This window comes from Hydrogenophilus thiooxidans, assembly GCF_019049855.1.
Lineage (GTDB): Bacteria > Pseudomonadota > Gammaproteobacteria > Burkholderiales > Rhodocyclaceae > Hydrogenophilus > Hydrogenophilus thiooxidans.
Map to the genome: position 1 here is coordinate 1 of NZ_JAHLSY010000022.1, position 23,849 is coordinate 23,849.

A 23,849-nucleotide genomic window follows, 5' to 3' on the forward strand; every position below is an offset into this window, starting at 1 on the left:
TCACAATCTCGCCGTCTTGAAGCACATCACCCTGAATCTCATCCGCCTCGATCCCGTCAAACGCAAGGGCGGTATCAAGGCCAGACGCCTCATCGCCGCGACATCCGATATCTACCGCGCGCAGCTACTCGGCTTGCAGTGAGTCGTTCATGCGATTGCCCTGGTTCCAGCACGCAGGTTTCACTTTCCGGAAAAGAGTTGTGGTTGGTGCATGAGGGTAACGAAAATGCAGCGCCGGGTATCCTCGTCTACGATATCACCCAACCCGATATGCCAGTGGTGGCGCAAATGCAAATGCCTTTGATCGGTGAGGAGGTGGTAGAAGCGCACCACGGCAACTTTACCCAAGATGGCAAAATCTTCATGGCACTCAATCGGGGGCCTGGCCAAGACTCACGCGGGCGGGAAGTGGCGTTTTTTGATGCCGCTACTAAGCAGCTCGTCCATCGCCTGACCACAGCCAGCAATGGCATCGGACACACCTACAATACGCCTGATGGCAAGCGGGCGGTGGTGACCAACTATGGCAACAATGTCATCACCGTTATCGACATCGCTCAGATGAAGACGGTGAAAGATCTGCGTATTGGTCATGGCCGGATGGGGCATATCGCTTTCACTCCAGACGGCCGGTGGGGGTATGTCTCAAACGAAAAAGACGGAAATCTTTTCAGAATCGATATGAACGCCCTCACCGTCGTCAGCGAGATCAAAACCGGCAATAGTCCAGGCGGTGGTCAAGTCCTCAACGTCTGGACCAACGTCTTTGAGGAACTTCCTCGCTAATTAACCGGGATAGAGCCAAGAAACGGCCGCCACGGCTGCGGCGATCCCGGCCAGATCCGCAAGAAGCGCCGCAGCCAAAGTGTGCCGAATGCGCTTAATGCCGACCGCTCCGAAATAGACCGCAAGCACGTAAAAGGTGGTCTCCGTTGACCCTTGTAGGGTCGAGACGAGCCACCCCACCAGCGTATCCGGGCCGGTTGCGGGTTCGCTCATGATGCTTGCCATTACCGCATACGCGCCAGACCCAGAAAAGGGGCGAAGCAGCGCCATCGGCAACGCTTCAGCAGGAAACCCGATTGGCGTGGTGATCGGCGCAAGCCATGAGACGAACGCAGTGAGCGCGCCACTTGCCCGCAGCATTGCAACCGCCACCAAGATGGCGACCAGGTACGGAATGATGCGCAACGCCACTTGGAACCCGTCGCGCGCGCCTTCGACGAACTGCTCATAGACCGGGACGCGGCGCACCGCCCCAAACAGCAAGAAGAGAACGATCAATCCCGGAACCAGCCACGCCGAAAGCGCCGCGCCCAGCGTCAGCGAAAGCGGAATCAGCGCAAGGATCCCGATGAAAAAGAGGGCAGTCGCCCAAATAGGATAGGGCGGCAACGATGCAGCAGTCTCGTTCGTTGCTGCGTGGTTACAACTGTCAGCCGGCGCAAGCGTTGGTGCGGCAGCGCTGGCGGGGGTTTGCCCATCCGCGTTGGTGACCGCGTTGGCACGGTTGTCAACGACAGGGAACCAGCGGGCCAAAGCCCACGCGGCAAGCCCTGCGGTGAGCGTCGAGCAGATCGTCGCAATCAGCGTGGTGGGCACGATCGCGGCCGGATCGCTCGACCCCAAACTGGCACGCAGGGCGATCACCCCAGTGGGCAACAAGGTTAGACCCGACGTATTGAGCGCCAGAAACATCGCCATCGCGTTCGTTGCTGTCCCCGGGTGGGGGTTCAACCGCTCGAGCGCCTCCATCGCCCGAATGCCAAATGGGGTGGCGGCATTCCCAAGCCCAAGGAGATTGGCGGAAAAGTTCATCACCATCGCGCCCATCGCCGGATGGTTCGCCGGTACGTCCGGAAAGAGGCGTACCAGGAGCGGTTGCAACAAGCGCGCGATGATCGTGAGGAGCCCCCCCGCTTCGGCAATGCGCATCAACCCCAAAAAGAGGCTCATCACTCCGACCAACCCGATCGCCAAGGTCACCGCTTGTCCCGCGCCGTCGATCGCCGCTTTGGAGAGCGCAGCCATCGTTCCTGGGGCGGTCGTCGTTTCTCGCCACGCCGCGGTCGCGAACGCGGTGACGACCAGAAAGAGAAAAAAACGATTCATCGCAGAATTGCCCAGAAAAACCCTCGGTATTTTGCCTGAGATCGACCCGAGTGACACCGTACCATCTCATCATCGAAAACCGGGATCGAGGGAGGCGGGGCGATGACCGCATTCGTCATGGTGGTGATGGCGGTTTCTTTGGCGTGGTTGATCCTTGAAGGGTGGCGGTGGTGGCGCGCGGGGCAAGCGCTCGCTGCCCACGCGGGTAAACCTTTCGCCGCCCATCTGGAGCTGCGTGCCTGGCAACAAGAGATTCAGCAGTTGCGGGTCGTCCTTGCAACGCAGCAACAGCAGATTGCCGCGTTGCAAGCGGAACTCGAAGCGATCAAAGGGGGAGCTCCTCCCGCGGCGGCGCACAGTGACGCGGTCGCACCATCCGAAGCATTGCTCGAGCCCAATACCCAAACGGCGTCTGCTCCACAGCGTGCGGTTGCCGATGTCTCTCCGGAATACGCTGAGCCCTTAGCGTTGGCACGTCGCGGCGCTGAACCGGAGGAGCTGGTAAAACGGTGTGGCGTGTCGCTTGCCGAAGCGCAGCTGATCTGGGCGCTTGCCAATGGCCCAGGGGGGAATCGTGAATGGGCATGATTCCGCGCCATTTTGCGGTTGTTGGTGTATGATTTGAAGACATAAAGGCAAAAAGGAGCACACCATGAAACTGACGAGTCCGGTATTGGGGGAGATCGAGGTCGATGACTCGAAAGTGATCCATTTTCCCAATGGGTTGGCGGGTCTTGAGCATCTCAAGCGATTTGTCCTTGCCCACGAAGAACCGGCGCAGGGCGAGATGCCGCGGGTTTTTATCTTGCAATCGGTCGATGAGCCGGAAATCGCTTTCTCTTTGGTCGTACCGGAATCGCTCGGCGTGCGCTATGAGCTCGAGCTCTCTGACGCTGAGGTGGCGCTCCTTCAGGCGACTGCGCCCGAAGAAATCGTCATCGCGGTGATCGTCCGGCGCGATGAAGCGCAGCCTGATAGCCATGGGCTCAAAGCCAACTTCATGGGGCCGATCCTCATCAACAGCAACACTCGGAAAGCGATGCAAAAGGTGCTGGACCGGTTCAACTGCGACATCGTGATTCGGGGCTAAGAGGATTCCATCGATGAAACGAACGATCCACACCGCCAACGCCCCTGCGGCGATCGGCGCCTATTCGCAGGCGGTGCAAGCGGGTGAGTTTCTCTATATCTCTGGCCAATTGGGGCTCGACCCGGCAACGATGGCGCTCGAAGCAGGGTTCGAAGCGCAGTGCCATCGGATGTTTCAAAACCTGAAAGCGATCGCCGAAGCGGCAGGCGCGGGACTTGATCGCGCGGTGAAATTGACCATCTACCTCACCGATCTGGCCGATTTTGCGCAGCTCAACACGATCATGGCGCACTACGTTCCCGAGCCTTTCCCGGCGCGGGCTGCCGTTCAAGTTGCGGCACTCCCCAAAGGGGGACTGGTCGAAGCGGACGCGATTCTCTACCTCGGGCAGTGAGCGCATCGCCACCGCCACGCAGCCCCCTCGAGCAGTGGGCCGGCATCGGACCGGCAACGGTTGAGCGGCTTGCGCGCTTGGGCATCGAACAGCCAGAGGATTTCCTCTGGCTGTTGCCTTTGCGCTACGAAGACCTCACCCGCGTGACCCCCATTGCGGCACTGACTGCGGGGAGCGAAGCGCTCGTCGAAGGGGAGATCGTGCGGGTGGAAGAGCACACCCGCGGAGCGGGCGCGGGGAAGCAGTTGATCGTGCATTTGGCGGACGCAAGCGGAACGCTCGTCGGACGGTGGTTTCGGTACTACCCCAGCACGCAACAAAAACTGAAGGCCGGGCGGCGTTGGCGGTGGTATGGCGAGGTGCGTTGGCACTACTTCGGTGGGGTCGAGATGATCCACCCGCGCCTGATCGACCCCAAAACCCCGCTTCCTGCGACGCTCACCCCAATCTACCCCAGTGTCGAGGGGCTGAATCAACCCCACTTGCGGCGCTGGGTGGCCAAAGCACTTGCGGTGGTTGCGCTTGACGAATGGCTCGACGACGAAACGCGGCAACGGTGGCACTTCCCCGCGTTACCCAACGCCGTTCGCCTGTTGCACCAGCCGCCAGCTGGGCTTGTCCCCGAAAAGCCCGAGTGGCGCGCGGCCCGTGCCAGACTGGCGTTCGACGAGCTCGTCGCGCAACAAGCGTCGATGCGCCGCGCCCGTCTGGCGCGTCTGACGTGGGCAGCGCCTGCGATCAGCGGCACGGATGCAGATCGGGCGGAGCGGGCGCTTGCAGCGCGCCTGCCTTTTACCCTGACCAACGCCCAACGGCGGGTTGTGGGCGAAATCGCGCACGACCTGGCGCTGCCCACTCCGATGCATCGGTTGGTTCTGGGCGATGTGGGTAGCGGCAAGACCGTGGTGGCGGCGCTTGCGATCGCCCGCGCCGTTGGCGCGGGCTTTCAAGCAGCGCTTGCAGCGCCTACCGAAATCCTTGCCGAGCAGCATGCGCAGAAGCTCGCACTCTGGTTCGAAGGGGTCGCGCCGGTGGAACTGATCACCGCGAGCACCCCAGCGCGCGTGCGCCAGGCGCTGAACGAACGGCTCGAGCAGGGGGAACCGATGGTCGTCGTCGGAACCCACGCACTTTTTGAAACGCGCACGCCGCTGCCGCGCTTGGCGCTTGCGGTCATCGACGAACAGCACCGCTTCGGAGTGCGGCAGCGCGCCCGGTTGCGGGAAAAGAGTAGCGCTTGGCGGCCCCACCTCTTGATGATGTCGGCAACGCCCATCCCGCGTACGTTGGCAATGGCCTGCTACGCCGATCTCGACCTCTCATTCCTCGACGAGCGGCCGCCAGGCCGCAAACCGGTGACGACGACGCTCCTGCCGTTGTCACGCAAAGGGGAGCTGATCGCGCGGGTACGCGCCTGGTGCGCCAGTGGCAAACAGGTCTATTGGGTCTGTCCGCTCATCGAGGAGAACGAAACGCTTGCGCTCAACGCTGCCGAAGCGGTTTTCGAGGAACTGCGGCATGCGATGCCCGAGATCGCGATCGCGTTGTTGCATGGTCGGATGGGGCACGACGAAAAGCAGCAGGTGATGCGCGCGTTCGTTGCCGGAACCGTCTCGATTCTGGTGGCGACGACGGTGATCGAAGTGGGCGTCGATGTGCCCAACGCAAGCCTCATGGTGATCGAACATGCCGAACGGTTCGGTATGGCGCAACTGCACCAACTCCGGGGGCGCGTCGGGCGGGGAAGCGGTGAATCGTTCTGCGTTTTGCTATATGACGAACCGCTTTCGGCGGTTGCGCGCGAACGGTTGGCAACACTGAAGCGTGAGAGCGATGGCTTTCGCATTGCCCAAGCCGATCTCAAATTGCGGGGCCCAGGGGAGCTCACAGGCGTGCGACAAAGTGGCGTGCCGATGATGCGGGTTGCCGATCTGACGCGCGACGAAGCCCTGATTCCAGCGGCGCAGGCGTTGGCCGACAAGCTGGTCCAAACGCAGCCGGAGCTGGTCGATCGATTGATCGCCCGTTGGGTACCCCATGCGCGGTGGGCACCCCATGCGTGAGGCATCCGCTGCTGGCTTCCCTGCACACTGGTATGGGAATGCAGTTGCCGTTCTTCCTGCGTGGCGCCGTTGGCTCTTTGGCAGCGGCTCCCTTACCGCCCGTCTCGAGGCACATTGCCAGCAGTTGCTTCGTGTGGCGCCAATCGCGCAAGGGCGTGCGCCCGTTGCCGCCGACGAGCGGTCGCTCTTGGGCGTAACCGCGCGCATTGCCTGGGTGCGTGAAGTCGTATTGATCGCCGACGGCGTTGCGGTGGTCTTTGCCCGGTCCGTGCTCGTTCCTTCGGCGCGCGCCGCCTGGCCGCTCTTTTTCCGTGTCGGGACTCGGCCGCTTGGGGCACTGCTCTTCGACGATCCTGCGGTATCTCGCGGCCCGATCGAAGCAGCGCGCCTCGATTCACGCCATACCTTGTGGCGCCGCGCCGCGCACCATGCGCTGTTGCGCTCGGGTGAGGAGCGCGCCGCACTCTGGGCGCGCCGTTCGTGCTTCTGGCGGTTTGGAAAGCCCTTGTTGGTTCAAGAACTCTTTTTGCCCGGTATCGCGACACTCGATCCCAGGTTGCGCCAAGCGGGTGCGTGGCCGTCGCATCGCGCTGTGAACCCGGTAGAATGACTGCTTTGTTCGTGCTTTCCCGATCCATGACGACCCGTTTCGCTGCGCTGTCCGCCTATTGGCGGTTGATCCGGGGTGATCGGCCCATCGGAACACTATTGCTGCTTTGGCCCACATTCGTTGCCCTCTTTTTTGCCGCGCGCGGGCAACCGCCCGCCTGGACATTGACCGTATTCCTCATGGGAACCTTTCTGATGCGCTCTGCGGGCTGCGCGATCAACGATTGGGCGGATCGTGATTTCGATCGCAACGTCTGGCGCACCGCGGATCGTCCGCTGGCATCCGGTGCGATCCCGCACCACCACGCACTGTGGGTGGCAGCCGGGCTTGCGTCGTTGGCTGCGGTTTTTGCCGCGACCCTTGGGCGTGCGGTTTTGGTGTGGGCGCTTCCCGCTGCGCTCGTTGCAGCGATCTACCCGTTCATGAAGCGTTTTTTTCCGATCCCCCAAGTGGTTTTAGGCATCGCGTTCTCGTTTGGCATCCCGATGGCGTTTGTCGCGGTGCGCGACGCGGGGCTCTGGGGTTCGCTCGACGCCACGACGTTCTGGCTCTTTGTCGGCAATCTCTTTTGGGTGATCGCCTACGACACCGCGTACGCGATCGCGGATCGTCCCGACGACCTCAAAATCGGGATTCGCAGCTCGGCGATTTTCTTCGGCCGCTGGGATGTCACGGCGATCGTCGCGTTGGAGCTCGCCGCGCTCTTTTGCTGGGCAGTTGCGGGCCGGATTGCGGCGGTAGGTCCCAGCTATTCGGCTGCGCTCGTCGTGATCGCGCTTTTTTGGACGGCACAATTGCCCGCATTGAGTACGCGTGATCCGAAAAAGGCCTTTCAGGTTTTCTTGGATCACAACTGGGCCGGACTGATCTGGTTTTTCGGTACCGTCTTTGCTTGGGCGTGACCGATTCGAAAACGAGGAGTAAATGATGAACGCGGTAACCCACCGCCCTCCCTTTCGTGAGCAGTTGGCCGCGTTGTGGGCAAAAGATCCACAGCGGCTCTTGTGCGTCGGGCTCGACCCGGATCCAGAGCGGCTCCCGCAGCCGTTACGGTCACTGCCCATCGCCGAAGCGGTGGAACGGTTTCTCGTTGGGGTGGTCGAAGCGACACTTCCGTATGTGTGTGCGTTCAAACCGCAATTCGCCCATTTTGCCGCACACGGTTGGGAAGCGGTGCTGACCCGGGTGATCGCGGCAATTCGCCACCATGCGCCGGAGATCCCTGTGATCCTCGACGCGAAACGGGGAGACATCGGTTCGACCGCGGCGTTTTACGCCCAAGAGGCGTTCGAGCGCTATGAGGCCGACGCCCTTACCGTCAATCCCTACCTCGGCACTGATTCGCTCTCGCCCTACTGGACGCGTTATCCGGACCGGGGGCTCTTCGTCCTGTGCCGAACCTCCAACCCGGGCGGTGACGACTTACAATTTGTCTCTCTGGCTTCGGGCGAGCGGTTGTACGAACACGTGGTCCGCTGGACGGTCGAACGCTGGAACCCGCATGGGCAAACGGGTCTGGTCGTCGGTGCCACCTATCCGGAAGAGATCGCTCGTGTCCGCGCAATCGCTTCTTCTGCGCCGCTCCTCGTCCCTGGCATCGGCGCACAGGGGGGCGACATCGCAGCAACCGTTGCGGCCGGGTTCGCGTCGCGCGCGTTTCCCGCGCTCCTTCTCAATTCGTCGCGTGCGATTCTCTATGCCGATAGCGGTGACGATTGGCAAAGGGCGGCAGGCGCCGCGGCGCAGACCACCGCGCAGGCGATCGCTGCAGCGCTTCCCAGCGTGTGAGCACAGGAGGTTTGCGCGATGCTCGGCTATCTTCTGCGGCGGTTGCTGTGGTTGGTACCGACGCTCTTGGGGATTACCGTCGTCGTCTTCGTCGTGATGGCCGCTGCGCCGGGAGGCATCTCGGCGGCAACCTTGGTCGAAGGGCAGAATCTCGAACCCGAAGCGAAGCAGGCCCTCACCGAGTACTACAACCGGCTCTACGGCCTCGATCAGCCGCTCACGGTGCAATACCTGCGCTGGCTCAACCACATATCGCCGTTGGGTTGGGAAAGTGACGAAAGCGGGGCGCTTACCGGGTGGCCGACGTTCAAAACACCCGACCTCGGCGTGAGTTTTCGGTACGGACGACCGGTCGCGGATCTTCTTGCGGAACGGGTACCGGTCACGGTCCTGTTGAATCTCCTTTCCGCACCAATCATCTATCTGGGGGCGATCGCAATCGGTGTTGCCGCGGCGGCGCGGCGCGGTAGCCGTTTCGACCATCTTTCGTCGCTGCTGCTCTTGGTGTTGTGGTCGGCCCCGCCGATGCTGGTCGGAGTCCTGTTGATCGGCTTTTTTGCTTCCGCCGAATATTGGCACTGGTTTCCCACCGGCGGCCTCTCTACTCGCGAGGCGCTCGATGCGCCGTTTTGGCCGGTGACGCCGTCCTTTGGCGCTTGGTTGCTGCTCTTTGTGTTGCCGCTTGCGACGACCGGACTGTTTGTCGCCGCAGCGCGGCGCAGCAAACGTGCTGGGTTACGCCATCCTGTGGTCGCTGGGCTGGTTGGGTTGGCCGTTGGGTTGCTGCTCGTCCGGGTCACCGTGCCCATCTTGGCGCCGGGATTCCTCTTCGATCGCATTTGGCATCTGATCTTACCGGTCGTTACCCTCTCTTATGGAGGGATCGCGTTTTTGGCCAAACTCACCCGGGCGTCGCTCCTTGAGCACCTTGCCGCTGATTTCACCCGAACGGCCCGGGCCAAGGGGGTGCCGGAATCGGTGGTGCTGTGGCGACACGTCTTTCGCAATTCGCTCTTGCCGTTGATCACCGTCGCGGCGTCGCTGCTGCCGTCGCTGATCGCCGGGTCGGTGATCGTCGAAACGCTCTTTTCGATCGATGGGATGGGTCGGTTGGCTGTCGAGGCGGTTCAAACTCGGGATCGAGAATTGGTGCTCTCTTTGACGCTCATTTCCGGTCTCTTGACCCTGATCGGCTATCTCGTCGCCGATATCGCGTACGCGGTCGCGGATCCCAGGGTGCGCTATGAAGGGTGATGTGACGCACAACACACTCCTGCGTCGCATCGCGGGAATGGGGGGCGCGGTGCGCTTTGCGCTCGTGTGGTTGGGGTTGCTTGCAACCGTCGCGGCCTGGGCACCGCTTTTGGCCAACTCACTGCCGCTCTGGGTCGAGCGCGCCGATGGTCGGTGGGCTTTTCCGCTTTTCGCGCAATTCACTGCCGAAAACGTGGCGTGGCTGGTCGGTTGGGGGAGCTCCCTCGTGTTGCTGCGTTGGCGCCGTATCTCGGCGGCGCGCCGTCTGGTTATCGGTTTGGGTGTGGTGGCGCTCACTTGGGGCATCGCCAGTGCGTTGCTCAAACCTTCACCGCTCGTGGTCTATGACGCCTGGCGGCAGGCAGAGCGTGCGGGGGAAGTGCGCCACGCGTTGTGGGCGCCGATTCCTTACTCTCCGAAAGATTATTTGCGCGATTACGGGGTCACGGCGCTCGAACCGCCGCTTGCCGCGATCCCAGAGCGGTGGCACTGGCTAGGAACCGACGACCAAGGCGGAGATGTCGCGTCGCGGATGATCCACGCGAGCCGCATCGCGCTATCGATCGGTTTCATCGCCACTGGCGTCGCGCTCGTGATCGGGGTAACGATCGGCGCTGCAATGGGCTATTTTGCGGGTTGGATCGACCTCATCGGGATGCGCTTGGTCGAAATTTTCGAAGCGGTGCCCACTCTGTTTCTCTTACTGACTTTCGTCGCCTTTTTCGAGCGGTCGCTCCCGTTGATGATGGTGATCATCGGGCTCACCGCCTGGCCCGGTTACGCCCGCTACACCCGGGCCGAATTCTTGCGCTTGCGCGGGATCGAGTTCGTGCAAGGGGCGATCGCTTCGGGATTGCCCCTGCGTTCCGTGCTCTTTCGCCACATGTTGCCCAACGCCGTTGCGCCGCTTGCCGTTGCGGCGGCGTTTGGCGTCGCGTCGGCGATCCTGGCGGAAGCGACGCTCTCTTTTCTCGGACTGGGGCTCGTCGATGAACCCTCTTGGGGTCAGATGCTCAATCAGGCGGTGAAGAGCGCGGCATTCAACTGGTGGCTGGCACTTTTTCCCGGTGGTGCGATCTTGATGACCGTCTTGGCCTATAACCTCTTGGGTGAGGCGTTGCGCGACGCGCTCGACCCGCGCCTGGAGCGGAACGGGCGATGACGTTAGACCCTTTGCTCACGGTCGAAGGGCTCACCATCACACTGGCCAATGGTACAGAGCCGCTGGTTTCGGACCTCACCTTTTCGATTGCGGCCGGCGAAACGCTCGCACTCGTCGGGGAATCGGGGTCGGGGAAGTCGCTCACCGCGCAAGCGCTGTTGGGCCTTTTGCCTACGGGGGTTTTCGCGCCCGCGCTTGGGCAGGCGACCCTTTCCGGGATCAGCGGTAACCTCTTGGTGCCGGATGTCGCAGCACGAGTGCGCGGAGCGCACGTGGCAATGATTTTCCAAGAGCCGATGAGCGCGCTCAACCCAGTGATGACGGTTGGCGCGCAGATTGCTGAAGTGCTCGAATTCCACGCGCCGCACCTCTCGCTCCTCGGGCGGCAAGCGGCGGTGGCCGCTGCGCTTACCGAGGTGCAACTCGACGCCGAGCGGATCGCAGCCAGTTATCCGCATCAACTCTCAGGCGGCCAGCGGCAGCGGGCGATGATCGCGATGGCGCTGGTGGCGCAACCGAAACTGCTCATCGCCGACGAGCCGACTACCGCGCTCGACGTCACGGTGCAAGCGGAGATCCTGCAGCTTCTTCGCACGTTGCAACGCCGCCATGCGATGGCGATGCTCTTCATCACCCATGACCTGGACGTGGTCGCGCAAGTGGCCGATCGCGTCGCGGTGATGCAAGCCGGGCGCATCGTCGAAATGGGCACGGTGGCGGAGGTCACGCAAGCGCCCAAACACCCTTATACCCGGCGTCTGTGGGCCGCGCAGCCGCGTCATCTTCCTCCCCGCCCGAAAGGGTGCCGCCAAACGGGCATGAGTACGAGTGCATTGCCCAATGAGGCTGACACCGCGTGTGCAGCTGTGCCCAGCGACGCCTCGATTCTGGACGCACGCAATCTGCGGGTCTATTTCCCGATTCAGCGTGGCGTGCTCCGGCGTACGGTTGGATACGTCAAAGCGCTGGACGGCGTGGATCTTACGATTCGGCGCGGTGAAGTGGTCGCCGTGGTCGGAGAGTCGGGATCAGGCAAGAGCACGTTGGGGCGCGCGGTACTCGGTTTGCAGCCGCTCACCGCTGGGACGCTTTCGCTCTTTGGTACCCCGATGCAAAACCGTCCGCGCCACGCGTGGCAACCCGTGCGACGTCGTGTCCAGGTGGTTTTTCAAGATCCGTTCGCATCGCTCAACCCGAAACGGCGCATTGGTGCGCTCATCACCGAACCCATGGCGGTGCATCGCATCGGCGTCGACGACGCCGATCGGTGGCAACGGGCCCAAGCGTGGGTGACGGCTTTGGGTTTGCCGGCAGAGACGTTACAGCGTTATCCGCACGAATTTTCGGGAGGACAGCGGCAACGGATCGCGATCGCGAAGGCATTGGCGCTTGAACCGGAGCTGCTCGTCTGCGATGAGATCACCAGTGCGCTCGATGTCACGCTGCAAGCGGAAATTTTGCAACGGTTGGCGCACCTGGTGGTCGAACGTGGCCTGTCGCTCCTTTTCATCACCCACAACATGGCGGTGGTCGAGTACTTGGCCGATCGGGTGGTGGTCCTCTACCGCGGAAAAGTGGTCGAAAGCGGGGAGACAGCCACAGTGCTCAATCGTCCGGAGCATCCGTACACCCAACAGCTCCTGACCGCAGCTGGATTCAATCGCTAGTAGACGCTTTGATGCGCGCATACGCGGCAAGCGCTCGGGCGCGGGAAGCGACGAGCGAAACGATTGGCTGAGGGTAATTCTTTCCCAAAAAGAGTCCGGCCGCTTCCCGAGTTGCCTCGGATGCCGTCCACGGCGCGAAACGCGCGGGTGTCGGGAGCTTAGCGAGTTCGGGAAGGTAGGTAGCGATGAACGATCCGTCCGGGTCGAATTTTTCCGCTTGTAACACGGGGTTGAAGATGCGAAAGTAGGGCGCTGCATCGGCGCCACATCCTGCGACCCACTGCCAACTGGCTACGTTGCTGGCCAGAGTGTAATCGACGAGCGTATCGCGAAACCACGCCTCACCCACGCGCCAGTGAAGCAGCAGATTCTTGGTCAGGAATGAGGCGACCACCATCCGCAACCGGTTGTGCAGGTAACCGGTGCGCCAAAGCGCGCGCATCGCGGCGTCGACGATCGGGATTCCAGTTTCGCCCCGTTGCCAGCGACGACACAGCGCTTCGTCCTCCTCCCAGGGAAAGGCGGTGAATTCGGGGCGGAACGGTTCGGTGACCATCTGGGGAAAGTGGACCAAGAGGTAGTGTGCGAACTCTCGCCAAGCGAGCTCAGCGCGGAATTTTGCGACATCGCGGGCCGAAGCCCGTCCTGCTACCGCGTACCACAGGGTGTTCGGTGAGATCTCTCCGTGCGCCAAATAGGGGGAAAGGCGCGAGGTATGGGGGCGTGCCGGAAAGTCGCGCCCCGAGGCATATCCGGCAAGGCCGTTTGCCAAAAAGGCGTCGAGCCGAGTGTGGGCAGCTGCTTCACCGATCGTCCACTGCGTCCCCAGCTTTCGCTCCCATTCGGCTTCCGGTGCTGGCTCGACGCCCGGTTCCGACGCGGCACGGGGAACTAGGGTAAGGTCTGGCGCGGGAAGCGGCGTGCGGGGCGATGGCGCAGCGAGGCACCCCTTTTGAAAGAACGGCGTGAAGACGCGGTATGGCGTACCGTCCGGCTTGGCGATCGTTTCTGGGTCCCAGAGCAGGGACCCGTTGCGGCGCACCACTTCAACCCCAAGCTCGGTCAAGGAAGTGGCGAGCAGGGTGTCACGCGCGCGGACGCACGGTTCATACGCTTCGGTCCACGTCACCCGACGCACCCCGTAGCGGCGCACCAAATCGGGAAGCAGCACGGAGGGATCGCCACGAAAAAAGCGAAGATTTCCTTTCAGCGCGTCGTCGAGTGCAACGAGCGAACGGCGTGTCCACCATCGATACGCGGCACCCGGCGCTTCGTTTGGTGGGATCGTGGTATCGTCGATCCAGACCGGAACCACCGCACCAAAACGCGCGGCTTCGGTCAAAGCCGGGTTGTCGCGCAGCCGGAGGTCACTCCGGAACCAGTGCAGGGCCACCGGGGCGTTTTCTGAAGCGAAGGCAATCATGGGTGTGATCTCGGTGAGCAATTCCCCAACAAGCGGTTTGCTATCAAGCGGTTCGAGACGGGCACGCAGCGATCCACTGCGCGATCTGACGCCGCATCGCTTCGAGTTCGTGACTGGCGACTGGAAGCAATAGCAACGACATGCCAAAAACGTAAGCGTAGAGGAGCGCTGCGCGGGCTGTCGCGGTCGCTTCGTCCAGACCACACGCCAAGAACAAGCGCCGTGCCCGGTCGAGTCGCACCGCATCGACTTCACTCACGACCGCAGCCGCTGCTTCGTCACGCCGTGCCCATTCACGTACCGCCAATTCGATCAGAATACCTCGGGGGTTCCGGCTTGCGCTATAGACATCGATCACGTGCAAAAGTTGTTCTGCTTCCGTACCGGATGGACACCGGGTTTGCTTGTCGATATCGGCAATTCGTCCCGCTTTCCAGTGTTCGAGCACGGCCAGATGGAGATCGCGGCGATCTTTGAAGTGCCAGTAAAAGCTCCCTTTGGTGACGCCCAGGCGGTGCGCGAGCCGTTCGACCCGTAAACCGGCAATCCCCTCTTTGGCCAAGAGGTCGATCGCGGCGCGAATCCACGCGTCGCGGTTGAGCGATCTACTCGGCAGGTTTTGGTGTTGATTCATATCAAACAGATGTTCGAAAACCTCTTGACGCAACGGTGTAACTGCGCTATCGTATCTTCCATACGATACCGTATGGTAAACCGTCGTTCATCCAAAAGCAAGGAGCAAGCGCGATGAAAATTTTGGTCCCTGTCAAGCGCGTGGTCGATTACAACGTCAAGATTCGAGTCAAACCTGATGGTAGCGGTGTCGATACCGCGAACGTCAAAATGTCGATGAACCCCTTCGACGAAATTGCCGTCGAAGAGGCGGTGCGCCTCAAAGAGAAAGGCGTCGCCAGCGAAGTCGTCGCGGTGAGTGCTGGGGTTGCCGCGTGTCAAGAGACGCTGCGTACGGCGCTCGCGTTGGGCGCGGATCGCGCGATTCTGGTCAATACCGAAGTCGAGCTGCAGCCGCTCGCGGTGGCAAAGCTTTTGGCTGCGCTGGTCGCCAAAGAGTCGCCGCAGCTTGTGATCATGGGTAAGCAAGCGATCGACGACGACGCGAACCAAACCGGACAGATGCTCGCGGCGTTGCTCAATTGGCCGCAAGCGACATTCGCGTCGAAAGTCGAGGTCGACACGGGTGCGCAAACCGTCACCGTCACGCGTGAGATCGACGGGGGTTTGGAAACCCTGAAAATGGCGCTTCCTGCGGTGATCACCACCGATTTGCGCCTCAACGAACCCCGTTTTGCCTCACTTCCCAACATCATGAAAGCGAAGAAAAAGCCGCTCGATACCGTCACCCCAGAGGCGCTCGGTGTCGATGTCACCCCGCGGATCCGAACGCTCAAAGTCGAAGAACCCCCGAAACGGCAAGGCGGCGTGAAAGTGGCCGACGTCGACGAGTTGATCGCGAAGTTGAAGAACGAAGCCAAAGTCATCTAACCGAATGCGAAGGAGCGTGCAATGGGACATTCTGTATTGGTGGTCGCGGAACACAATGACGAAACCTTGGTGTCAAGCACGGCGCATGCGATCGCTGCCGCGAAGCAACTCGGCGAAGTGACGGTTTTGGTCGCGGGGACCCATTGTGGTGGCGCCGCTCAAGCAGCAGCGCAATGCGACGGCGTGGCGAAAGTGCTTCAAGCCGACGCGCCGGAGCTCGCGGGCCACACCGCAGAAGCGGTGACCGACGCGGTGCTTGCCGCGGCGCAGGGGTTCCGTGCGATCGTCTTCCCCTCGACGGCGTTCGGTAAAAACGTCGCACCGCGCGTCGCGGCAAAACTCGACTGCGCGCAAATCTCCGACGTGATCCGCATCGTCGATGAGAAAACCTTCGTGCGCCCGATCTACGCGGGCAACGCGTTGGCAACCGTCACCTGCGACGATCAGCTGCTCGTCCTTACGGTGCGGACCACTGCGTTCGACGCGGTTGCGCAAAGGGACGAGGCTGCCCCGATCGAATCGTTGCCCGTGACCTTTACCGGACCCAAAGTGGAATTGGTAAGCCGTGAATTGACTCAGTCGGAGCGTCCGGAACTCACTGCGGCGCGTGTCGTGGTCACCGGTGGGCGTGGATTGGGCAGTGCCGAACAGTTCCACGCGCTGTTGGAACCGCTTGCCGACAAACTCAACGCTGCGATCGGCGCGTCGCGCGCCGCAGTCGATGCCGGCTATGCGCCGAACGATTGGCAAGTGGGGCAAACCGGCAAGATCGTCGCGCCGGAACTCTACATCGCGATCGGCGTCTCTGGCGCGATCCAGCACTTAGCCGGAATGAAAGATTCGAAAGTGATCGTCGCGATCAACAAAGACCCCGATGCCCCCATTTTCCAGGTTGCCGATTACGGCTTGGTCGCCGATCTTTTCCAAGCGGTCCCGGAATTGACCCAAAAACTGTAATCCCAAGGAGTGTGCGAAATGAGTGAATACCGTGCGCCGTTGCGCGATATGCGCTTCGTGATGGAAGAGTTGTGCGGTCTGGAACAGATCAGCCAGTTGCCGGGATGTGAAGACGCCACACCGGACGTAGTGCAAGCGATTCTCGAAGAGGGTGGGAAATTCGCAACCGAGGTACTCTCACCGCTCAATCGCGTGGGCGACCAAGAAGGGTGCCGCTGGGAGGATGGGCGTGTGATCACCCCGAACGGGTGGAAAGAGGCCTATCAGCAGTTCCGCGAAGCGGGCTGGACCGCGGTTGCCTGCGATCCCGAATATGGTGGCCAAGGATTGCCGAAGTTGGTTTCCACCGCGGTGATGGAGCTGTGGAAATCGGCCAACATGGCCTTTTCCCTCTGCCCGATGCTCACCCAAGGCGCAATCGAAGCGCTGATGCTTTGCGGCACCGACCGGCAAAAACAGCGCTACCTGCCCAAAATGGTGAGCGGGGAGTGGACCGGAACGATGAACCTCACCGAACCGCAAGCAGGTTCCGACCTCTCCGCAGTCCGCACCCGTGCCGAACCGATCGGCGACGGGCGTTACAAACTGTTCGGGCAAAAAATCTTCATTACCTACGGCGAACACGAGATGAGCGACAACATCGTCCATCTCGTCCTTGCCCGGCTTCCGGACGCGCCGGAAGGGGTAAAAGGGATCTCGCTCTTCGTCGTGCCCAAATACCTCGTCAATGAGGATGGTTCGCTCGGGGCGCGCAACGATGTGCGCTGCGTTTCGATCGAACACAAACTCGGAATCCACGCCAGTCCCACCTGCGTGCTCGCATTTGGTGACCAAGGTGGTGCGATCGGCGAACTCGTCGGTGAGCCCAACAAAGGGCTTCAGTATATGTTCATCATGATGAACGAAGCCCGTTTTGCCGTGGGGATGGAAGGGCTGGCGCTTGCCGAACGCGCTTATCAACAAGCCCTTGCCTACGCGCAAGAACGCATTCAAGGGTACGAAGTGGGCGAAAAGAGCAGCGAACGGGTGCCGATCCTCAAACACCCGGATGTCCGCCGGATGCTTTTGCGCATCAAGGCCCATACCGAAGCGATGCGGGCGATGAACTACCATGTCGCCGCAGCGTTCGACCTTGCCCGTCACCACCCCGACGAAAAGGTCCGGCAGCGCAGTCAGGCGTATGTCGAACTGATGATTCCCGTGGTGAAAGGGTGGTGCACGGAACGGGCGGTGGAGATGACCTCGCTCAACATCCAGGTGCATGGCGGTATGGGGTTCGTCGAAGAGACCGGCGCGGCGCAACATTTCCGTGACGCCCGCATCACCCCGATCTATGAAGGGACGACCGCGATTCAAGCGAACGACCTCATCGGTCGTAAAATCGCGCGCAACGGCGGGATGGTCGCGCAGGGATTGGCGCAAGAGATGGAAAAAACGGTCGTCGAACTGCGTGCCACCGGTGATGCGGCGTTGGGGCGGATTGCGACGCGTCTCGAAGCGGGGATCGCTGCGCTGCGTAAAGGGGTCGAGTTCATCGTCGCGAACTACCAGAGCAATCCGAAATCGGCGCACGCCAGCTCGGTACCACTCCTTGAGCTCTTCGGCATCGTCTGCGGTGGTTGGCACATGGCGCGTGCGGCGCTCGTTGCCCATCAGCGTCTCTCCCAAGGAGATACCGCCGATCCGCGCTTCTACCAAGGCAAACGCGACACCGCCCGGTTCTATGCCGACCATATCCTGCCGCACGCAACGGCGCTTGCGGAAACGGTGGTCGATGGGGCCGAGGTGACCGTTGCGTTCACCGACGAAGCGTTCGCGCTGGGCATGTGAGCCATCGTGCTGCTGGGCGTTCCCAGCAGCAGGAACCAAAAAGCCCACCCGGAACGGGTGGGCTTTTTGCGTACGGGATCGTGCCGTGCGCTGATTCACAAAACCGTAACGGTTTTATCCTTCGGCCAACGGGTTTTTTCAGGTGGTTCGACGACGCGGTAACCGAATGCGACAAAGACCGCAAGTCCCCATGTTGTCCAGTCGATCGGATGAAAGCGGCTCAAAATCGCTTCGGCTTGTTCGCGATCGAACCCTTCGATCGGGCAGGAGTCGATCCCCAGAAGCGCCGCAGCGGTCATCATGTTCGCCAATGCCAGGTAGCATTGGCGCGCCGACCACTCGAAAAGCCCTGTGGGTGTTTCGAGCAGTTTGAACTCACGCTCCTGGAAATTGCGCACGCGGGCTTGTCTTTGGTCAATGGTTGCGTCATCGAGACGCTTCACTTCGCGCATGTGTGCGACAAGGTAAGGCGAATCCCAACGCACGTCCTTGCGCGCCAGGATCGCCACGACGTGGCTGGCCGTGGGAAATTGTCCCTGTGCGCCCCATGCCACAGGAAGTAACGCTTCCCGAACCGCACGATTTTGGATCACCAAAAAGTGCCACGGTTCGAAGCCGAAAGAGCTTGGCGAAAGGCGACCAGCTGTTAGGATTGCCTCCCAATCGTGCTCCGGGATGGTACGGGACGCATCGAACTGCTTGCATGCGTGGCGAAAACGCCAAACCTGCTCGATTGCATCGGCTTCCAACCAGCGAGCCATCGCGCTTACCTCCTCAAGAGCCGCGGTCGATCGTTATTGAACCTTCGCTTTCGCGACCAACTCCTCGATGTGGCGCTCCATCTTCTGCTGTTGCAGTTGTTGCGTGAGTTGCTCGCGAATCGACTCGAGCGCTGGTGGCGTTTGCGGGCGTACGTCGTCTAAGCGAATCACGTGCCAACCGAACTCACTTTTCACGGGCTGTTCGGTCATTTCCCCCTTCTTCAACTGGGTCATCGCGTCACTGAACGGTTTGACGAACATCTCGGGGGTCGCCCAGCCCAGATCGCCCCCTTTTTCACGGCTACCCGGGTCTTTCGACTGTTTGGCCAGTTCCTCCCACTTCACCTTGCCCGATTTCAGATCGGCAACTGCTTGCTTCGCTTCGGCTTCGTTCTCGAAGAGGATATGGCGCACGTGGTACTCGTTACCCGCAAACGCCTTTTTGATCTTGTCATACGCGGCTTCGAGCTCTGCGTCGGTAACCGGATGGTCCTTCATGTATTGGGTGAGGTAGTGGCGCAGCAACACGCCTTGTTTGGCCAGAGCCATTTCGGCTTGGACTTTTGGGTCCTTGTCAAGCCCTGTTTTTTTTGCCGCCTGCTCGATTGCGACCCGACGGACCAACTCTTCCCGAATCGCTTCGCGAAGCTCCGGCGTGTCTTTTTGCCCTTGCTCGATCTGTTTGTCGAGAATCGCTTGAAGGTGGGATTCTGGGATCGCCTGACCATTCACCTTGGCAACGTCTCCAGCCCAGAGGGGGAGTGCGAAGGCACCCGTGAACACGGATACAACGGTCAAACGGATCATACGCTGACTAATGGCTTTCATCGTTTTCCTTTCGAAGTCAATTGAACGTACCAAAATATGTCTTACAAACTCTGTGTTACACCCCAATAAAAGTGTCACGGTTCATCCGGCGTTTTCGCGGTGATTGCCAACGCGTGGATCGAGTTCATCAGCGAACCCAACGCGTCATAGACCATGCGATGCCGCTCGATGCTGCGTTTGCCCGCAAACTGGTCGGAGACGATCGTCACTGCATAATGGGTGCCGCCGTGCTGCGCGGCGGGGTTGTGCCCGGCGTGGAGGTGGCTTTGGTCTTCGATCTGCAGTCGGTAAGGCGAAAGCACGGCGGTAAGCCGTTCTCGGATCGCTTGTGTCTTTTCTGTCGGATTCATACTAGCTTTCTTCACCCTGTCTCGAACCGGTCGCGTTCGGTGTGTTCGTCGAAGGATCGAGCAGTGCGTGGCGGTGTAGCCAAAGTGCCTGTCCCACGACGAAAAGCAGCGTCAATCCCAACGTCCCGAGGAGCTTGAACTGGACCCATACCGCTTCGCTGAAGTGGCTGGCCACCCACCAGTTGAGCGCGCCCAAAAAAAGAAAGAAACCGGACCACGCATCAGAAAGGATACGCCACTTTCGCGGCGGCAATTGGACATGGTGGCGCAGCGTAAGTTCCATCAGGTTGCGGCCGCTCAAACGCGCAATCCATAACGCGAGCGCCATGAACCAATAGACCGCAGTGGGTTTCCACTGAATGAAACGGGGATCGTGAAAGAAAATCGTTGCTCCACCCAAGAGCGTCACGAGGAAAAAGGTGACCCAGAGCGTTTTGTCGACAGGTTTGCGTCGTACTTTGAGCCAGACGATCTGCAACGCAGTCGCGCCGATGGTGACTGCGGTGGCCGCAAGGATGGGCACCCGATCGGGTGCAATCCCGTCACCGAACCAAGGCGCCAGCGCGTCGCGCCAGTCGGGCAGGACATTCAGCACCTGGTAGGTGAGAAAGAACGCGATCAGCGGAAAGAGGTCGAAAAGAAACTTCATGGTGACACGATTGTACCTGCTTTTCTCGGTACAATCGCAGGCATGAAAATCTTGGCTTTCGATACCGCTTCTGACCATGCGTGCGTCGCCGTCCAGTGGGACGAGGCGGTGCATACCTGTAAGCTTCAGGGCTATGCACGCCACTCCGAGCACTTGCTCGCGGCCATTGCCCAGACTTTTGCGGAAAAGGGGCTTGGCAACTGGCAGCAGGAGATCGATGCGATCGCGTTCGGTGCGGGACCCGGGGCATTCACCGGGGTTCGCTTGGCGTGCGCGGTGGCGCAGGGGATGGGGATGGCGTTGGGCAAACCTCTGTTGGCGCTCGACGCGCTGGCACTGGTCGGGCGCTCGGCATACCCGGAGGGCCCGAGTGGCTGCGTCTGGGTTGCTGCCGACGCCCGCATGGGTGAGTGGTACCACCGTTGGTTCGAAGTGACCGCGGGCGGGGAATGGCAACCACGTTCGGAACCCGCACTCGTCTCACCGCATTCCGCCCGCTGGGATGAGATCGCGATTGATCCCGATGGTACCGAATTTCGTTTCGCGGGGTTTCGCCTCGCCGAGCGTTGGCCGGAATCGTGGCCAGCGCCATTCGAAACGCGCTGGATCGACGCGATCGCGCCCGAAGCGCTCCTTGCCGCGGCGCGCGCAGCCGCCGCGCAGGAGCAATTCGTCGCCGCCGATGCAGCGCAACCGGTTTATGTCCGGGAGCGCGTCGCGCTGACCCTGGAAGAACAGCAAGCGTTACGGGCAAAGAAACGCGAAGCGGCAACACAGAGTAGGGCATGAACGCGGTCACGATCGATCCGCTTACCCGTGCTGATCTCGATTGGCTCCTTCCTCTTGAGGCAGCATGCCAGACCATGCCTTGGCAAGCGGACCATTTTGTGGCCTGTTGGCAACCCAATGCGTGCCAGCGAGGTTGGGCGCTTCGCTGCAATCACAGTCCTGTCGGTTATCTCGTGGGCCTGTGGGTCACTGACGAAGCCCATTTACTCAATCTGGTCGTAGCGCAACCCTATCGCCGACAGGGGTTTGGCGCGCGCCTACTGGCCCATTTCTTCGCCCATAACCAGGAAACGGCCACCTTTTGGCTCGAAGTCCGAGCCGACAATCGACCGGCAATCGGTCTCTACGAACGGCATGGTTTCCAGCGGGTAGCGCTCCGCAAAGCCTACTATCGCCTACCCGATGGCCAGCGCATCGATGCCTGGGTGATGCGCAAGGATCGCACCGCAGACGGGAGCGCGCGATGACCGATCCGTTGCGCCGTTTCGCATGGCTCGATGCGATGGAACTCACGCCGTTTTGGCGGTTGCGGTCCCGTTGGCTTATCTCCGATCGTTCTGCGCAGACGCAGACCGATGCCCAAACCAAACCGCAGAGCGACGCGATCGATACCGCACCTTCGCCGCAGCGACAACCGTCCCGGCAGAGGCAATGGCAAGCGCTCCTCCAACCAGCTCCGCCCCAAGTGCCGCCTGAGACACCACCGTCGCCTTCCCCTGAGCGGTCGAAGCAGATCGCTACGATGGATTGGGAGGCGCTCGAAGCGGCGATTCGCCGCTGTCAAGCCTGTCCGTTGTCGCGTGAGCGAACCCAAGCGGTGCCGGGTGTAGGGGATCACCGTGCCCGCTGGCTCTTTGTCGGCGAAGGACCGGGACGCGAAGAGGATCGCCAGGGAGAGCCGTTCGTCGGACCGGCAGGGAAGTTGCTCGATGAGATGCTCTTTGCCCTTGGGCTCAGACGCGGTGCGGATGTCTATATCGCCAACGCGGTGAAATGCCGCCCCCCTTTGAACCGAACGCCGCACCCGGAAGAGATCGCCGCCTGCAACCCGTTCCTCGCGCGTCAAATCGCGCTCCTTGCGCCCCGCATCATCGTCGCGTTGGGCAAGCCAGCTGCTTTTGCGCTCCTCAACGAAGAGGTGAAAATCGCCCAAGCGCGTGGTCGTCGCTTCGATTACCACGGGATTCCCGTTGTCGTCACCTACCATCCCGCCTATTTGTTGCGCAACCCGGCAGACAAACGAAAGGCGTGGGAAGACTTGCTCTTTGCGCGCCGAATTTTGATGCAGCAGGTATAATCGTTTTCTATGACCGCAAAGCGAATACCGCTCCATCCCCGCAATCCGCAACCCCGTGGGATTGCGCAACTCGCCCAAATCTTGGCGAACGGGGGGATCGTCGCGATTCCTACCGACGCCAGCTATTCCCTGGTCTGGCCGGTGGGGGACGCCAACGCGCTCGTGCAAGTCCGCCGTTTGCGGGGGGTTGACGACAATCACCTCTTCACCCTCTTTTGTTCCGACCTCTCTATTTTGGGGCAATACGCCCGGGTCGACAATCAACAATATCGTCTGCTCAAACTCGGTACGCCAGGGCCATTTACTTTCATCTTGGAGGGAACGCACGAACTTCCTCGTCGTGTGCTCCATCCGAAACGGCGAACCATCGGCCTGCGCGTGCCCGACCACCCGGTCGTGCAGGCATTGTTGGCAGCGCACGGTGCGCCGCTACTAGCAACGACCGTTCAACCCGCCGGTGCCGAAGAACCACTTTCCGACCCCGATGCGATCCTCGACCAGTTGGGGCACGTACTCGCGGCGGTCGTCGACACCGAAGAGATGCCCCAGGGTGCGACCACGATCATCGACCTGACGGAACGCCCGCCTGTGATCCGTCGCCTGGGCTTGGGGGATCCGGCTCGCCTCGGGCTCGAAGTGGTTGAAAGCGAAACGTGATGGCAGAACTCATCGCGACGCTCGCGGTTTGGGCGATTCCGGTCTTACTTGCCATCACCTTGCACGAAGCTGCGCACGGTTACGTGGCGCGCGTGTTTGGCGATCGCACCGCGGAGCGGCTGGGACGAATCACCCTCAACCCCATCAAACACATCGATCCGGTTGGAACGGTTGCGGTTCCTGTCGGTATCCTCACGTTATCGACTCTATTCGGTGGCTCTGCGATGCTCTTTGGCTGGGCGAAGCCGGTTCCGGTCGATCCGCGTTTTTTGCGCCGCCCCAAGCAGGACATGCTCTGGGTCGCGGGGGCTGGTCCGATGATCAACCTCGCCCAGGCGCTTGTATGGGCCTTCCTCTTCAAAGTGGCCTTCCTGTTTGGGCCAGGGGGGAGTTGGCTGGCGCTGGCTCGAATGAGCGATGCGGGCATTCACATCAACCTGATTTTGGCGCTCGTCAATCTCTTGCCCATTCCCCCGCTGGATGGGGGGCGCATGTTGGTGGCCGCATTACCCTACCGTTTGGCCAGCAACGTCGCCCGTTTGGAACCCTACGGCATGGTGATCGTGTTGCTGCTCTTGTTCTCGGGCGGTCTGTCGATGATCCTCTGGCCGCTCTACGCCCTCTTTCGGCACTTTTTTCTCTCTTTGGTCGGCATAGGAGTCTGA

26 protein-coding genes and 1 pseudogene are annotated in these 23,849 nt (G+C 61.2%); 20 read left to right on the forward strand and 7 right to left on the reverse strand.

Annotation, left to right across the window (positions count from 1 at the left end; all coding sequences use genetic code 11):
• Both KUL93_RS09355 and KUL93_RS09360 read left to right on the forward strand, forming a co-directional pair.
• Window positions 1-142 (forward strand): annotated as a pseudogene (locus KUL93_RS09355) (ISAs1 family transposase); the annotation flags it as partial.
• Window positions 143-198: 56 nt separating this feature from the next.
• Window positions 199-786 (forward strand): YncE family protein, encoded by a 588-nt coding sequence (locus KUL93_RS09360; protein ID WP_217126787.1) that lies wholly within the window; start codon window positions 199-201, stop codon window positions 784-786.
• On the opposite strand, the gene KUL93_RS09365 is transcribed toward KUL93_RS09360, so the two are convergent.
• Window positions 787-2,112, reverse strand: a complete 1,326-nt coding sequence (locus KUL93_RS09365; protein WP_217126788.1) for a nucleoside recognition domain-containing protein — start codon at window positions 2,110-2,112, stop codon at window positions 787-789.
• 102 nt (window positions 2,113-2,214) lie between these two features.
• On the opposite strand from KUL93_RS09365, the gene KUL93_RS09370 reads away from it, so the two are divergent.
• From KUL93_RS09370 to KUL93_RS09415, 10 genes are all read left to right on the forward strand, one after another.
• Entirely contained in the window at window positions 2,215-2,700 is a 486-nt protein-coding gene (locus KUL93_RS09370; RefSeq protein WP_217126789.1) for a DUF2802 domain-containing protein, read from the forward strand.
• A gap of 64 nt (window positions 2,701-2,764) precedes the next feature.
• Entirely contained in the window at window positions 2,765-3,202 is a 438-nt protein-coding gene (gene fliW / locus KUL93_RS09375; RefSeq protein ID WP_217126790.1) for a flagellar assembly protein FliW, read from the forward strand.
• Between the two features lie 13 nt (window positions 3,203-3,215).
• The gene (locus tag KUL93_RS09380; RefSeq protein ID WP_217126791.1) at window positions 3,216-3,596 is read left to right on the forward strand and encodes a RidA family protein; all 381 of its coding nucleotides are present in this window, start codon (window positions 3,216-3,218) and stop codon (window positions 3,594-3,596) included.
• The gene (gene recG, locus KUL93_RS09385; protein ID WP_217126792.1) at window positions 3,593-5,659 is read left to right on the forward strand and encodes an ATP-dependent DNA helicase RecG; all 2,067 of its coding nucleotides are present in this window, start codon (window positions 3,593-3,595) and stop codon (window positions 5,657-5,659) included. Before KUL93_RS09380 ends, recG begins: the two co-directional genes overlap by 4 nt.
• The gene (locus tag KUL93_RS09390) at window positions 5,652-6,269 is read left to right on the forward strand and encodes a chorismate--pyruvate lyase family protein (RefSeq protein ID WP_217126793.1); all 618 of its coding nucleotides are present in this window, start codon (window positions 5,652-5,654) and stop codon (window positions 6,267-6,269) included. Before recG ends, KUL93_RS09390 begins: the two co-directional genes overlap by 8 nt.
• Window positions 6,266-7,171, forward strand: a complete 906-nt coding sequence (gene ubiA / locus KUL93_RS09395; RefSeq protein ID WP_217126794.1) for a 4-hydroxybenzoate octaprenyltransferase — start codon at window positions 6,266-6,268, stop codon at window positions 7,169-7,171. Before KUL93_RS09390 ends, ubiA begins: the two co-directional genes overlap by 4 nt.
• Window positions 7,172-7,196: 25 nt before the next feature.
• Entirely contained in the window at window positions 7,197-8,057 is an 861-nt protein-coding gene (gene pyrF, locus KUL93_RS09400; RefSeq protein WP_346731686.1) for an orotidine-5'-phosphate decarboxylase, read from the forward strand.
• An 18-nt stretch (window positions 8,058-8,075) separates the two neighbouring features.
• Complete coding sequence (locus KUL93_RS09405) at window positions 8,076-9,311, forward strand: ABC transporter permease (RefSeq protein ID WP_217126796.1); 1,236 nt, start codon at window positions 8,076-8,078, stop codon at window positions 9,309-9,311.
• Window positions 9,301-10,473: an ABC transporter permease gene (locus KUL93_RS11735; protein WP_430408212.1), complete on the forward strand. Its 1,173-nt coding sequence runs from the start codon at window positions 9,301-9,303 to the stop codon at window positions 10,471-10,473. Before KUL93_RS09405 ends, KUL93_RS11735 begins: the two co-directional genes overlap by 11 nt.
• A complete protein-coding gene (locus KUL93_RS09415) occupies window positions 10,470-12,140 on the forward strand; it encodes an ABC transporter ATP-binding protein (RefSeq protein ID WP_217126798.1) in 1,671 nt (556 codons plus the stop codon). The genes KUL93_RS11735 and KUL93_RS09415 overlap by 4 nt, the downstream gene beginning before the upstream one ends.
• On the opposite strand, the gene KUL93_RS09420 is transcribed toward KUL93_RS09415, so the two are convergent.
• Entirely contained in the window at window positions 12,130-13,563 is a 1,434-nt protein-coding gene (locus KUL93_RS09420; RefSeq protein WP_217126799.1) for a cryptochrome/photolyase family protein, read from the reverse strand. The two genes, KUL93_RS09415 and KUL93_RS09420, sit on opposite strands and share 11 nt — an antisense overlap.
• Window positions 13,564-13,606: 43 nt before the next feature.
• Window positions 13,607-14,197, reverse strand: coding sequence for a TetR/AcrR family transcriptional regulator (locus tag KUL93_RS09425; protein WP_217126800.1), 591 nt, complete (start codon window positions 14,195-14,197; stop codon window positions 13,607-13,609).
• A 113-nt stretch (window positions 14,198-14,310) separates the two neighbouring features.
• Between KUL93_RS09425 and KUL93_RS09430 the strand changes: the two genes are divergently transcribed.
• From KUL93_RS09430 to KUL93_RS09440, 3 genes are read left to right on the forward strand one after another with little or no spacing between them, the layout of a single operon-like run.
• Window positions 14,311-15,066: an electron transfer flavoprotein subunit beta/FixA family protein gene (locus KUL93_RS09430; protein WP_217126801.1), complete on the forward strand. Its 756-nt coding sequence runs from the start codon at window positions 14,311-14,313 to the stop codon at window positions 15,064-15,066.
• 21 nt (window positions 15,067-15,087) lie between these two features.
• Window positions 15,088-16,023: an electron transfer flavoprotein subunit alpha/FixB family protein gene (locus KUL93_RS09435; RefSeq protein ID WP_217126802.1), complete on the forward strand. Its 936-nt coding sequence runs from the start codon at window positions 15,088-15,090 to the stop codon at window positions 16,021-16,023.
• A gap of 18 nt (window positions 16,024-16,041) precedes the next feature.
• Complete coding sequence (locus KUL93_RS09440; RefSeq protein WP_217126803.1) at window positions 16,042-17,853, forward strand: acyl-CoA dehydrogenase; 1,812 nt, start codon at window positions 16,042-16,044, stop codon at window positions 17,851-17,853.
• Between the two features lie 95 nt (window positions 17,854-17,948).
• Here KUL93_RS09440 and KUL93_RS09445 read toward each other — a convergent pair whose 3' ends face one another.
• The 4 genes from KUL93_RS09445 to KUL93_RS09460 form a co-directional block, all read right to left on the reverse strand.
• The gene (locus KUL93_RS09445) at window positions 17,949-18,614 is read right to left on the reverse strand and encodes an NAD(P)H-dependent oxidoreductase (protein WP_217126804.1); all 666 of its coding nucleotides are present in this window, start codon (window positions 18,612-18,614) and stop codon (window positions 17,949-17,951) included.
• Window positions 18,615-18,647: 33 nt separating this feature from the next.
• Entirely contained in the window at window positions 18,648-19,442 is a 795-nt protein-coding gene (locus KUL93_RS09450; protein WP_217126805.1) for a peptidylprolyl isomerase, read from the reverse strand.
• A gap of 74 nt (window positions 19,443-19,516) precedes the next feature.
• Window positions 19,517-19,792 carry a BolA family protein gene (locus tag KUL93_RS09455; protein WP_217126806.1) on the reverse strand — a complete coding sequence of 92 codons (276 nt, stop codon included), beginning with the start codon at window positions 19,790-19,792 and terminating at the stop codon, window positions 19,517-19,519.
• Window position 19,793: 1 nt separating this feature from the next.
• The gene (locus KUL93_RS09460) at window positions 19,794-20,441 is read right to left on the reverse strand and encodes a septation protein A (RefSeq protein ID WP_217126807.1); all 648 of its coding nucleotides are present in this window, start codon (window positions 20,439-20,441) and stop codon (window positions 19,794-19,796) included.
• A 42-nt stretch (window positions 20,442-20,483) separates the two neighbouring features.
• Between KUL93_RS09460 and tsaB the strand changes: the two genes are divergently transcribed.
• Genes tsaB through KUL93_RS09485 form a run of 5 tightly spaced genes read left to right on the forward strand, consistent with a single transcriptional unit; the run spans window position 20,484 to window position 23,849 of the window.
• Window positions 20,484-21,230 (forward strand): tRNA (adenosine(37)-N6)-threonylcarbamoyltransferase complex dimerization subunit type 1 TsaB, encoded by a 747-nt coding sequence (gene tsaB, locus KUL93_RS09465; RefSeq protein WP_217126808.1) that lies wholly within the window; start codon window positions 20,484-20,486, stop codon window positions 21,228-21,230.
• Complete coding sequence (gene rimI / locus KUL93_RS09470; protein WP_217126809.1) at window positions 21,227-21,697, forward strand: ribosomal protein S18-alanine N-acetyltransferase; 471 nt, start codon at window positions 21,227-21,229, stop codon at window positions 21,695-21,697. Before tsaB ends, rimI begins: the two co-directional genes overlap by 4 nt.
• On the forward strand, window positions 21,694-22,527 hold the full coding sequence (locus KUL93_RS09475) for a uracil-DNA glycosylase (RefSeq protein ID WP_217126810.1): 834 nt from the start codon (window positions 21,694-21,696) through the stop codon (window positions 22,525-22,527). Before rimI ends, KUL93_RS09475 begins: the two co-directional genes overlap by 4 nt.
• Window positions 22,528-22,536: 9 nt before the next feature.
• Complete coding sequence (locus KUL93_RS09480) at window positions 22,537-23,184, forward strand: L-threonylcarbamoyladenylate synthase (RefSeq protein ID WP_217126811.1); 648 nt, start codon at window positions 22,537-22,539, stop codon at window positions 23,182-23,184.
• Window positions 23,184-23,849 (forward strand): site-2 protease family protein, encoded by a 666-nt coding sequence (locus tag KUL93_RS09485; protein ID WP_217126812.1) that lies wholly within the window; start codon window positions 23,184-23,186, stop codon window positions 23,847-23,849. Before KUL93_RS09480 ends, KUL93_RS09485 begins: the two co-directional genes overlap by 1 nt.